Raw genomic sequence first — 12024 nt, forward strand, 5'->3', positions numbered from 1 at the left:
GCATGAAGCATCGCCGCCATACGATAACGAACGGAGACTTCGGATGCGACTCACCCTGCGCCACATCGCCCTTGCCGCCAGCCTGACCTGCGCATTCGCCGCGCACCCCGCGTTCGCCGCCGACGACGGCGGCAAGATCACGATCATGGTCGGCGGGATCGCGAAGCTGATCTATCTTCCCGCGCGCCTGACCCAGGAACTCGGCTACTTCAAGGACGAAGGCCTCGACGTCGAGCTGCTGTCGCAGCCCGCCGGTGTCGACGCCGAGAACGAACTGCTCGCCGGCGCGGTGCAGGGCGTCGTCGGCTTCTACGACCACACGATCGACCTGCAGAGCAAGGGCAAGGACGTGAAGGCGATCGCGGTGTTCGGCCAGGTGCCGGGCGAAGTCGAGATGGTGTCGACGAAGGCCGCGCCGACGTTCAAGTCGATGGCCGACGCGAAGGGCAAGACGCTCGGTGTGACGGGCCTGGGCTCGTCGACGAGCTTCCTCACGCAATATCTGGCGGAACAGCACGGCATTCCGTCGACGCAGTACACGATGCTGCCGGTCGGCGCCGACGCGAGCTTCATCGCCGCCGTCAAGCAGGGCCGCATCGACGCCGGCATGACGACCGAGCCGACCGTGTCCGCGCTCGAGAAGATGGGCGACGCGAAGGTGCTGGTCGACATGCGCACCGTCGACGGCACGCGCGCCGCGCTCGGCGGCACGTATCCGGCCGCGAGCCTGTACGTGCAGTCCGCGTGGGCCGATTCGCACAAGGCGCAGGCGACCAAGCTCGCGCATGCGTTCGCGAAGACGATGCAGTTCATCCACACGCACAGCGCCGAGGAAATCGCCGCGAAGATGCCGGCCGACTTCCAGAAGGACAAGACGCTGTACGTGGCCGCGCTGAAGGCGTCGCTGCCGATGTACACGTCGGACGCCCGGATGCCGGCCGACGGCCCGGCGACGGTGCTGAAGGTGCTGTCCTCGTTCAACCCGTCGGTGAAGGGCAAGCACATCGATCTGGCCCGCACGTACACGAACGATTTCGTGAACGCGAAGTAAGCGGCGCGGTGGCCCCGGGTTATCCGGGCCGCCGCTCTCCCGTTCCGGCCCGGCTGACCGGACCCGGCGCCGCCCACGACGCGGCGCGTCAAGACGCAGGACCCAACCGATGAATCAGGCAGTTTCACCCGGCACCCCGGCGATCGAGTTCCGCAACGTCTCGTGCCGCTTCATTTCGCCCGAAGGCCGCGCCACCGTCGCGCTGCGCGACTTCAGCATGAGCGTCGCGCGCGGCGAGTTCATCGCGGTCGTCGGCCCGACCGGCTGCGGCAAGTCGACGACGCTGAACATGATCACCGGGCTGCTCAAGCCCGCATCCGGCGAAGTCCGCGTGATGGGCCGCCCGGTCGACGGGATCGACCCGCGGATCGGCTTCGTGTTCCAGGCCGACGCGGTATTCCCGTGGCGCAACGTGATCGACAACGTCGCGGCGGGCCCGCTGTTCCGCGGCCGCTCGAAGGACGTCGCATACGGCCAGGCCGAGGAATGGATCCGCAAGGTCGGCCTCGACAAATTCGCGAAGCACTACCCGCACCAGCTGTCCGGCGGCATGCGCAAGCGCGTCGCGCTCGCGCAGACGTTCATCAATCAGCCGGAGATCCTGCTGATGGACGAGCCGTTCTCCGCGCTCGACATGCAGACCCGCACGCTGATGCAGGACGAGCTGCTGCAGCTCTGGTCCGCGAACAAGGGCTCGGTCGTGTTCGTCACGCACGATCTCGAAGAGGCGATCGCGCTCGCGGACCGCGTGTTCGTGCTGACCGCGCGCCCGGCGACGCTCAAGCGCGTGTACGAGATCGATCTGCCGCGCCCGCGCGTGATGTCGGAAGTGCGCTACGACCCGCGCTTCATCGAGATCTCCAAGGACATCTGGCACGATCTGCGCGAAGAAGTGCAGATCGGCTAACGCAAGCAAGGAACAGGAAACAGGAGCATGACCGACATGACGCTTCCCACCACCGCTCTCGCCACGGGCACGCTCGAAGACGAGACGCGTGCCGCGCAAGGCCGGCTGCGCCGCCGCCGGCAACTGATCATCGGCCTGCGGATCGCGGTCCTCGTCGTCGTGCTCGGCGGCTGGGAACTGGCCGCGCGCGTGAAATGGATCGATCCGTTCTTCTTCTCGATGCCGTCGCTGATCTACGCGCAGATCGTCGACTGGTTCGTGAACGGCACGTCGCAGGGCCCGCTGCTCACGCAGGTCTGGGTCACGCTCGAGGAAACCACGATCGGCTTCCTGATCGGCTCGGTCGCCGGCGTGTTCTGCGGGATCGTGCTCGGCCGCAACAAGCTGATGGCCGACGTGTTCGGCCTGTACATCCAGATCGCGAACTCGATCCCGCGCGTCGTGCTCGGCTCGGTGTTCGTGATCGCGCTCGGCCTCGGGATGGCGTCGAAGATCGCGCTGGCCGTCGTGATGGTGTTCTTCGTCGTATTCGGCAACGCGTTCCAGGGCGTGCGCGAAGCGGACCGCTACCTGATCGCGAACGCGCAGATTCTCGGCGCGTCGCGCCGGCAGATCACCACGTCGGTCGTGATTCCGTCCGCGCTGTCGTGGATTCTCGCGAGCCTGCACGTGAGCTTCGGCTTCGCGCTCGTCGGTGCGGTCGTCGGCGAATTCCTCGGCTCGAAGCAGGGTATCGGCCTGCTGATCTCGACCGCGCAGGGCGCGTTCAACGCCAGCGGCGTATTTGCCGCGATGATCGTGCTCGCCGTGGTCGCGCTCGCCGCCGACTATCTGCTGACCTGGCTCGAGAAGCGGCTGCTGAAGTGGCGCCCCGCCGCGTTCTGATCGCCGTTCTCGTCGAACGCAACGTCGGCAACGTAGTAATGTAGGTAGCATGCGCAACGCACCGACCGCGCCCCGGCCTCGCATGGCCCGGGCGCGGTTCGGCATTGAGGGGAAACGATGACGCACAGCCTGCGCGGAAGGCTGCTCTGGTGGCTGCTGCTGCCGCTGACGGTGTTCGTGCTGATCGCGGGCGCGATGTCGTACGACACCGCGCGGCGCACCGCCGATCTGGTGCAGGACAGCGCGCTCGTCGCGTCCGCGCGGACGATCGGCGAGGACGTCGACTGGCTCAACGGCTCGCTCGTCGCCGACGTGCCGCCGGCCGCGCTCGAGATCTTCGATTCGCCGTCGCACGATTCGGTGTTCTACAAGGTGATCGACGACCGTGGCCGGCTGCTCGCCGGCGCGCCGGATCTCGAGGTGCCCGCGCAACATGGCGCCGATCCGGCGATGTTCGAGACCGATCTCGACGGGTTGCCGCTGCGCGCGGTCGCGTACGATCGCGCGCTCTACAACGAAGGCCGTACCGAGACCGTGACCGTCGTCGTCGGCAAGACGCAGCGCTCGCGCACCGCGATGATCGCCACGCTGTGGCGGCCGCAGCTGCTGCGGCTGTCGCTGATGCTCGTGCTCGCGGTCGTGCTCGTCTATCTCGGCCTCACGTTCGAGCTGCGCCCGCTGATGAAGCTGAAGGACGACGTCGCGGACCGCGGGCCGATGGAGCTCGAGCCGATCCGCACGGAACGGCTGCAGACCGAGCTGCGGCCGATCGTCGACGCGATCAACCAGTGCATCGCGCGGCTGAACCTGCACGTCGCGACGCAGCGGCGCTTCATCGCGGACGCCGCGCACCAGCTGCGCACGCCGATCGCGGTACTCGACACGCAGATCCAGTACGCGCTGCAGCAGGACCGTGCGGACCCCGAACTGAACGCGATGCTCGAGAGCATGCAGCGCGGCAGCCGCAAGATGGCCGACGTGACCGACAAGCTGCTGCTGCTGGCGCACGCGGAGGCGACGCCGTCGACGTTGCTGAACGGCCGCGTCGATCTCGCGGCCGTCGTGTCGAGCGTGTTCGAGGAGACCATCGTGCTCGCGCAGCAGCGCGACATCGATCTCGGCGCGGATCTCGGCGCGGATCTCGGCGAGGGGCTCGACGTCGTGGGCAACGACAGCCTGCTGACCGCACTGCTGATGAATCTGGTCGACAACGCGGTACGCTATACGCAGCCGGGCGGCTGCGTGACGGTCGCCGCGCGCCGCGACGGCGACGCAGTCGTGCTCGACGTGATCGACAACGGCCCGGGGATTCCGGCCGAGGCGCGGCCGCACGTGTTCAAGCGCTTCTATCGCGTGTCGGCGGACACCGAGGGCTCGGGGCTCGGGCTCGCGATCGTGCGCGAGATCGCGCAGGCGCACGGCGGCAGCGCGTCGCTCGCGCCGGGGCCGGGCAATCGCGGTATCGTCGTGACCGTGCGGCTGCCCGCGTATCGTTGAAGGTATGGGTTGATGCAATGAAACTACTGCTGGTGGAAGACAACGCCGAGCTCGCGCACTGGGTCGTGAGCCTGTTGCGCGGCGAGGATTTCGCGGTCGACTGCGTGAGCGACGGCGAAGGCGCGGACGCGGTGCTCAAGACCGAGCGCTACGACGCGGTGCTGCTCGACATGCGGCTGCCCGGCATCAGCGGCAAGGAAGTGCTCGGACGGTTGCGCCGCCGCAACGACAACGTGCCGGTGCTGATGCTGACCGCGCACGGCTCGGTCGACGACAAGGTCGACTGCTTCAGCGCGGGCGCCGACGACTACGTGGTGAAGCCGTTCGAGTCGCGCGAACTCGTCGCGCGGATCCGCGCGCTGATCCGCCGGCAGGCGGGCGTCGGCGCGACGCAGCTCGTCTGCGGCGATCTCGTCTATGCGTTCGGCACGCGCGAATTCCGCTGCAACGACGCGCCGCTCACGCTGCGCCGGCGCGAGCACGCGATTCTCGAGACGCTGATGCTGCAGCAGAACAAGACGGTGTCGAAGGCGCGGCTGATGGACAGCGTGTTCGCGCTCGACGACGAACCGAGCGCCGACGCGATCGACATCTACATCCACCGGCTGCGCAAGCATCTCGCGGGCAGCACCGCGGAAATCATCACGCTGCGCGGGCTCGGCTACATCCTGCGTAGCAAGGCCGCGCAAGGCTGACGCGGCGGGCCGCCGCTTTCCTCTTTTCAGTGTCGTTTTCTTGCCACTCGCATCGCCGCGCCGCTGGCGTTCGCGCGCCGCGCACAGGCGTGCCGCCGATCGCGCGGAGCCTCTACCGACGGGCATTTGCGCGGGCCCGATGTTCCGGAAACCGAAGCATTGCGAATGTCCTTCGGTGTTTTTACCGAGCCATGTGACAAAGCCGCGAAAGCGGCGTGAAGGATTGCCCTCTCTACGATTCGACCCGTCGGCTCTCGCGAGAGGGCCGGCCGACCGAGGCAGCCGACACGGACTGCCAACGACCCGAATTCAACGTGGCAGCTCAGAGGAGACGATCTTGAAGCAAAAATACCTGGCCCTTTCCATCGCGGCAGGCCTGTGTGCCGCGACGCAGGCGCACGCGCAATCGAGCGTGCAGCTCTACGGCCTCATCGACCTGAGCGCGCCGACCTACATCACGCACGCGGATGCGAACGGCAAGCACTATATCGGCATGGGCAACTTCGGCGAGCCGTGGTTCAGCGGCAGCCGCTGGGGCCTGAAGGGCGCCGAGGACATCGGCGGCGGCACGAAGGTGATCTTCCGCCTCGAAAGCGAATTCCGCATGGCCGACGGCCAGATGGAAGACCCGGGCCAGATCTTCGACCGCGATTCGTGGGTGGGCATCGAGGACCAGACGTTCGGCAAGATCACGGCCGGCTTCCAGGATACGGTCGCGAAGGACACGTCGGGCATCTACGCCGATCCGTACGTCGCGACGAATCTGACGACCGAGGAAGGCGCGTACACGAACGCGAACAACTTCAAGCAGCTGGTGTTCTACGCAGCGGGCCCGACCGGCACGCGCTCGACCAACAGCATCACGTGGAAGAAGCTGTTCAGCAACGGCCTGTACGCAGCGGCCGACTACCAGTTCAGCAACTCGACCGAGTTCGCGACCGGCTCGGGCTATCAGGCGGCGCTCGGCTACCACGGCGGCCCGTTCAACGTGGCAGGCTTCTACGACCACACGAACAACGGCGGCTACGTGGACCACACGTACTCGATCGGCGGTAACTACACGTACGCCGACCTGCTGACGTTCAAGACCGGCTACTTCCACTACGACGGCGATCAGGGCTCGCTCGGCAAGCGTCACGACAACGCCTGGACGGTGTCGCTGAAGCTGAAGCCGCACGGCGCGCTCGACTACGAGCTCGGCTATCAGCAGATGCACACGAAGAATGCCGCGTACAACGTCGACGGCGACATTCCGAACGCGAACTCGGGCGCGTTCAGCCTGACGAGCGGCGTCGGCAACGGCTACAAGGAAACGCTGTACGGCTCGGTGTTCTATCACCTGTCGAAGCGCACCGAAGTGTATCTGGCCGGCGACTACATGCGTCTGCACGGCGGCTACACGGTCGCGACGACGTTCGGCGCGAAGAACCAGCTCGAGCTGACCTCGGGTATCCGTACCCGCTTCTGATGCAGGTTGCGGCGCGCGCGCGGCGACGTGCGCGCACCGCGCCTCAATCCCGTTTCTTCGGGGGTTTCTCCCATCTCCAATTCGGCACGCCTGCGCTTTGCGCTTGCGTGCCCTTTTTTTTGTTCGCGCGACGCGCGCCGACGGTTCCGCGTCCACCGCTTGACCTGCGCCCCCCGTATCGATAGCGTTTCGGCTTCGCTCGACGCGGCCAGGCCGCCGCGGCGGCGCCGGCGCCCGATTTCCGGGCGCGGCGCCCGGGCACCGATGGAACAGGACGATGCAGAAACTCGATGCGGCCAGCCCGCAGGCGTCGTCGACGGATTTCGCCGCCGACAACGTCGCGCGCCTCGCGGCGCTTTTCCCCGAACTCGTGACCGAGGGGCCGAACGGCGCCTCGATCGACGTCGACGCGCTGAAGACGCTCGTCGGCGAGCGCACCGTCGGCGACGCCGACGAAAAATACGGATTCCACTGGCATGGCAAGCGCCGCGCGCGGCAGGCGGCGCTGACGCCGTCGACCGGCACGCTGCGGCCCTGCCCCGCCGACAGCGTCGCGTGGGACGACACGCGCCATCTGATGATCGAGGGCGACAACCTCGACGTGATGAAGCTGCTGCACAAGAGCTACGCGGGCAAGGTGAAGCTCGCGTATTTCGATCCGCCATACAACACCGGCAGCGATTTCGTCTATCCGGACGACTTCAGCGACAGCATCCGCCATTACCTGTCGATCACCGGCCAGGCCGACGACGGCGTGAAGCGCGGCACGAACACCGAGGCGAACGGCCGGTTCCATACCGACTGGCTGAACATGATCTATCCGCGCCTGAAGCTCGCGCACGCGCTGCTCGCCGACGACGGCGTGCTCGCGGTGCACATCGACGAGCACGAGGTGCACGCGCTCGTACTGATCCTGCGCGAGATCTTCGGCGAGGAGAACGAGCTCGGCGTCGCGGTGTGGGACAAGCGCAATCCGAAGGGCGACGCGCGCGGGCTCGCGTATCAGCACGAATCGCTGGTGCTGTTCGCGCGCGACGCGCAAACGCTGTACGAGCGCGCGCCGCTGAAGCGCCCGAAGCGCAACGCGCAGCGGATGCTCGACGCCGCGCGGGACGCGCTGCGCAAGAGCGCGACGCCCGCCGACGCCGCGCAGACGTACCGCGCGTGGGTGAAGGCGCAGACCGGGCTGTCCGGCGGCGAGGCGATGTACGACCGGCTGTCGGCCGACGGGCGCGCGTACCGGCTCGTGTCGATGGCGTGGCCGAACAAGAAGAAGGCGCCGGACGAATACTTCGTTCCGCTGATTCATCCGGTCACGCAACGACCGTGCCCGGTGCCGGAGCGCGGCTGGCGCAATCCGCCGGCGACGATGGCTTCGCTGCTCGAGCGCGGGCTGATCGAGTTCGGCGCGGACGACACCACGCAGCCGCAGCGGATCTATTACCTCGACGAGAACATGCACGAGAACGTGCCGTCGGTGCTGCCGTTCGGCGGCTCCGACGATGCGCTGCTGAAGGCGCTCGGCGTGCCGTTCGAGCAGCCGAAGCCGGTCGAGTTCGCGCAATCGGTGATCGGCTGGTGCACGAGCGGTGACGACATCGTGCTCGACTGCTTCGCCGGCTCCGGCTCGACCGGGCACGCGGTGATGGCGCTGAACGCGGCCGACGGCGGGCGCCGCCGCTACGTGCTCGTGCAGCTGCCGGAGCCGCTCGACACGCACGACAAGGCGCAGCACGCGGCCGCCGAATTCTGCAGGAAGCTGAAGAAGCCCGCGACGCTCGCGGAGCTGACGAAGGAGCGCCTGCGCCGCGCCGCGCAGCAGATCGCGCGCGACTATCCGGAAAGCACCGGCGATCTCGGCTTTCGCGCGTACCGGCTCGATTCGACGAACGTGATCGAATGGGATCCGCGCCGCGACGATCTCGATCACGCGCTGTTCGCGTCGATCGAGCACATCAAGATGGGCCGCACCGACGACGATCTGATCGTCGAACTGATGCTGAAGCTCGGCCTCGATCTGTGCACGCCGGTCGCGCGCCACGCGGTGGCCGGCAAGGCCGTGCATGCGATCGGCACGTCGATCGTCGCGTGCTTCGACGCGCGGATCACCCGCGACGACGCCGAGCCGCTCGCCGAAGGGATCGTCGCGCTGCTCGACACGATCGGCGCCGTCGGCAGCATCGGCTCCATCGGCACAACGCGCGGCGACGCGACATGCCTGTTCCGTGACACCGGCTTCGTCGACGACGTCGCGAAGCTGAACCTCGCCGTGCTGCTCGAGCAGCGCGGCGTGAAGCGCGTGCGGAGTCTCTGATGCGTCTGCACTTCGAAGCCGACCTCGACTACCAGCGCGACGCGATCGAGGCGGTCTGCGATCTATTCCGCGGCCAGGAGGCGTGCGACGGCGAATTCAGCGTGGTCGCGCGCGGCACGCACGCCGATCCGGCGAGCCCGCAGCGCGCGCTCGGGATCGGCGCGTCCGGGCTCGGGATCGGCAACCGGCTGTCGATCACCGCCGACGCGCTCGCGCAGAACCTCGCCGACATCCAGCTGCGCGGCGGCCTGCCGCCGTCCGGCGCGCTGACGTCGCACGACTTCACGGTCGAGATGGAGACCGGCACCGGCAAGACTTACGTGTATCTGCGCACGATCTTCGAGCTGAACCGCCGCTACGGCTTCACGAAATTCGTGATCGTCGTGCCGTCGGTCGCGATCAAGGAAGGCGTGTACAAGATGCTGCAGATGACCGGGCAGCATTTCCGCGAGTTGTACGCGGGCGTGCCGTTCGACGCCTTCCTGTACGACTCCGCGAAACTCGGCCAGGTGCGGAACTTCGCGGCGAGCGCGACGATCCAGGTGATGGTCGTGACCGTCGCCGCGATCAACAAGAAGGACGTGAACAACCTGTACAAGGACAGCGAGAAGACCGGCGGCGAGAAGCCGATCGATCTGATTCGCGCGACGCGGCCGATCGTGATCGTCGACGAGCCGCAGAGCGTCGACGGCGGTCTCGAGGGCCGCGGCAAGGAAGCGCTCGCCGCGATGCGGCCGCTCTGCACGCTGCGCTACTCGGCGACGCACGTCGACCGGCATCACATGGTCTACCGGCTCGACGCGGTCGACGCGTACGAGCGCAAGCTCGTCAAGCAGATCGAGATCGCGTCGGCGTCCGTCGAGGACGCGCACAACCTGCCGTACGTGCGGCTCGTCTCGGTGTCGAACCGGCGCGGCGCGATCGCCGCGCGCGTCGAGCTCGACGTCGCGGCCGGCGGCGGAGTGAAGCGTCAGGCGGTCGCGGTCGCCGACGGCGACGATCTCGAGCGCGTGACGCAGCGCGCGCTGTACGCGGGGCTGCGGATCGGCGAGATCCACGCGGCGAAGGGCGCCGAGTACATGGAGCTGCGCGATGCCGGCGGCGAAACGTTTCTTTCGCTAGGCGAAGCGTACGGCGACATCGACACGCTCGCGGTGCAGCGCGAGATGATCCGCCGCACGATCCGCGAGCATCTCGACAAGGAGCTGCGGCTGCACGCGCGCGGCGTGAAGGTGCTGTCGCTGTTCTTCGTCGATTCGGTCGACCGGTACCGCCGCTACGATTCGCACGGCACGCCGGTGAAGGGCGATTACGCGCGGATCTTCGAGGAGGAATACGCGCGCGCGGCGAAGCTGCCCGCGTATCGCGCGCTGTTCGACGGCGCCGATGCCGTGCATGGTGGGCACGGGGAGCACGGGGAGCACGATGCGGCCGGCGTGCACGACGGCTACTTCTCGATCGACCGCAAGGGCGGCTGGACCGATACGAGCGAAGGCAGCGCGGGCAGCCGCGAGAACGCGGAGCGCGCGTACAGCCTGATCATGCGCGAGAAGGAAGCGCTGCTGTCGTTCGATACGCCGTTGCGCTTCATCTTCTCGCATTCGGCGCTGAAGGAAGGCTGGGACAATCCGAACGTGTTCCAGATCTGCACGCTGCGCGACGTCCAGACCGAGCGCGAGCGGCGTCAGACGCTCGGCCGCGGCTTGCGTCTCGCGGTCGACCAGCGCGGCGAACGGGTGCGCGACGCCGGCGTGAACACGCTCACCGTGATCGCGACCGAACCGTACGAGCGCTTCGCGGAGAGCCTGCAGAAGGAGATCGAGGCCGATACGGGGATTCGCTTCGGCGTCGTCGGCGAGCATCAGTTCGCGGCGCTCGCAGTGCGGGAGGCGGACGGGCCCGCGCATCCGCTCGGGATCGAGCTGTCGCGCGTGCTGTGGACGCATCTGCGCGCGCAGGGCTACATCGACGCGCAGGGCAAGGTGCTCGACGCGCTGAAGGGCGCGCTGCGGCGCGGCGTGCTCGCGCTGCCGGATGCGTTCGAGATGCTGCGCGCGCAGATCGTCGCGACGCTGCGCAAGCTGTGCGGCCGCTTCGAGATCCACAACGCGGACGAGCGGCGCGCGATCGCGCTGCGCCACGACGCGTCGGGCAAGGCGGTGTATCTCGGCGACGATTTTCGGGCGCTGTGGGACCGGATCAAGCATCGGACCGTGTACCACGTGCAGTTCGACAACGCGAAGCTCGTGCGCGATTGCACGGCCGCGTTGCGCGACGCGCCCGACGTCGCGCGTGCGCGGCTTCAATGGCGCAAGGCCGAGATCGACGTCGGTCGCGCGGGCGTCGACGCGATCGAAATGACGGGCGCGGGGATCGTGCTGATCGACGAGGGTGAACTGCTGCTGCCGGACCTGCTCACCGAGCTGCAGGACCGCACGCAACTCACGCGGCGCTCGCTCGCGACGATTCTGGCCGACAGCGGGCGGCTCGACGATTTCCGTCGGAATCCTCAGCAGTTCATCGCGCTCGCGGCGGATGCGATCAATCGCTGCAAGCGGCTCGCGCTCGTCGACGGAATCGAATACCGGAAGCTCGGCGACCGGCACGTCCATGCGCTCGAATCGTTCGGCGACGCGACGCTGACCGGCTATCTGCGCGATCTGCGGACCGACGCGCGCAAGTCGATCCACGACGCGATCGTCTGCGGGTCGGAGGCCGAGCGCGCGTTCGCCGACGCGCTCGAGCGGCACGACGACGTGAAGCTCTACGCGAAGCTGCCCGGCTGGTTCAGGGTGCCGACGCCGCTCGGCGGCTATACGCCGGACTGGGCGGTGCTGATCGAGCGCGGCGGCGACGCGAGGCTGTATTTCGTCGTCGAGACGAAGCGCGGCCGGGGCGATGGCGAGTTGAGCGAGCACGAGCGTGCGAAGCTCGCGTGCGGGGACGCGCATTTTCGGGCGCTGGCGGATGGGGAGAGTTCGGCACGGTATGTGCGGGCGCATGCGCTGGACGACGTGATCGGGAAAATCGGATGAGATGCGACTTCGCGTCCTGGTGAGGCGTATGTCGCATCGCGCTTTTCGTTAAGCGGCTACTTGCGCGCGCAAGCATCGTCAGGCCGGTATTTGCCGCCCGGTTACGCTTGGTTGCAAATTCAAGACTTTGCAACTTCCGCCAAAAGCTATGCTCCGGGCACGAATATCAAAA

8 protein-coding genes are annotated in these 12024 nt (G+C 67.5%); all 8 read left to right on the forward strand.

Annotated elements, in window-relative coordinates; genetic code table 11:
- Window positions 1–43: 43 nt before the first annotated feature.
- The 8 genes from HZI36_RS14920 to HZI36_RS14955 all read left to right on the forward strand — a co-directional run bounded on the left by HZI36_RS14920 (window position 44) and on the right by HZI36_RS14955 (window position 11852).
- The gene (locus HZI36_RS14920) at window positions 44–1051 is read left to right on the forward strand and encodes an ABC transporter substrate-binding protein (RefSeq protein ID WP_179403418.1); all 1008 of its coding nucleotides are present in this window, start codon (window positions 44–46) and stop codon (window positions 1049–1051) included.
- Window positions 1052–1160: 109 nt separating this feature from the next.
- Window positions 1161–1958 carry an ABC transporter ATP-binding protein gene (locus HZI36_RS14925; RefSeq protein WP_179403419.1) on the forward strand — a complete coding sequence of 266 codons (798 nt, stop codon included), beginning with the start codon at window positions 1161–1163 and terminating at the stop codon, window positions 1956–1958.
- Between the two features lie 36 nt (window positions 1959–1994).
- Window positions 1995–2843: an ABC transporter permease gene (locus HZI36_RS14930; RefSeq protein WP_179403420.1), complete on the forward strand. Its 849-nt coding sequence runs from the start codon at window positions 1995–1997 to the stop codon at window positions 2841–2843.
- Window positions 2844–2960: 117 nt separating this feature from the next.
- Complete coding sequence (locus HZI36_RS14935) at window positions 2961–4340, forward strand: sensor histidine kinase (protein WP_179403421.1); 1380 nt, start codon at window positions 2961–2963, stop codon at window positions 4338–4340.
- A gap of 17 nt (window positions 4341–4357) precedes the next feature.
- Window positions 4358–5035, forward strand: coding sequence for a response regulator (locus tag HZI36_RS14940; protein WP_179403422.1), 678 nt, complete (start codon window positions 4358–4360; stop codon window positions 5033–5035).
- Window positions 5036–5372: 337 nt separating this feature from the next.
- Window positions 5373–6503 (forward strand): porin, encoded by a 1131-nt coding sequence (locus HZI36_RS14945; protein WP_246327088.1) that lies wholly within the window; start codon window positions 5373–5375, stop codon window positions 6501–6503.
- 277 nt (window positions 6504–6780) lie between these two features.
- Window positions 6781–8817 carry a site-specific DNA-methyltransferase gene (locus tag HZI36_RS14950; RefSeq protein ID WP_179403424.1) on the forward strand — a complete coding sequence of 679 codons (2037 nt, stop codon included), beginning with the start codon at window positions 6781–6783 and terminating at the stop codon, window positions 8815–8817.
- Entirely contained in the window at window positions 8817–11852 is a 3036-nt protein-coding gene (locus tag HZI36_RS14955; protein WP_179403425.1) for a type III restriction-modification system endonuclease, read from the forward strand. The genes HZI36_RS14950 and HZI36_RS14955 overlap by 1 nt, the downstream gene beginning before the upstream one ends.
- Window positions 11853–12024 lie beyond the last annotated feature (172 nt).

Origin of the sequence: Burkholderia guangdongensis, assembly GCF_013403875.1 — a bacterium.
GTDB lineage: Bacteria > Pseudomonadota > Gammaproteobacteria > Burkholderiales > Burkholderiaceae > Burkholderia > Burkholderia guangdongensis.

What these genes read in the sequence shown, in the direction of transcription:
- HZI36_RS14920 (WP_179403418.1), top strand. Translation starts at nt 44, where the DNA reads ATGCGACTCACCCTGCGCCACATCGCCCTTGCCGCCAGCCTGACCTGC.
- HZI36_RS14925 (WP_179403419.1), top strand. Translation starts at nt 1,161, where the DNA reads ATGAATCAGGCAGTTTCACCCGGCACCCCGGCGATCGAGTTCCGCAAC.
- HZI36_RS14930 (WP_179403420.1), top strand. Translation starts at nt 1,995, where the DNA reads ATGACGCTTCCCACCACCGCTCTCGCCACGGGCACGCTCGAAGACGAG.
- HZI36_RS14935 (WP_179403421.1), top strand. Translation starts at nt 2,961, where the DNA reads ATGACGCACAGCCTGCGCGGAAGGCTGCTCTGGTGGCTGCTGCTGCCG.
- HZI36_RS14940 (WP_179403422.1), top strand. Translation starts at nt 4,358, where the DNA reads ATGAAACTACTGCTGGTGGAAGACAACGCCGAGCTCGCGCACTGGGTC.
- HZI36_RS14950 (WP_179403424.1), top strand. Translation starts at nt 6,781, where the DNA reads ATGCAGAAACTCGATGCGGCCAGCCCGCAGGCGTCGTCGACGGATTTC.
- HZI36_RS14955 (WP_179403425.1), top strand. Translation starts at nt 8,817, where the DNA reads ATGCGTCTGCACTTCGAAGCCGACCTCGACTACCAGCGCGACGCGATC.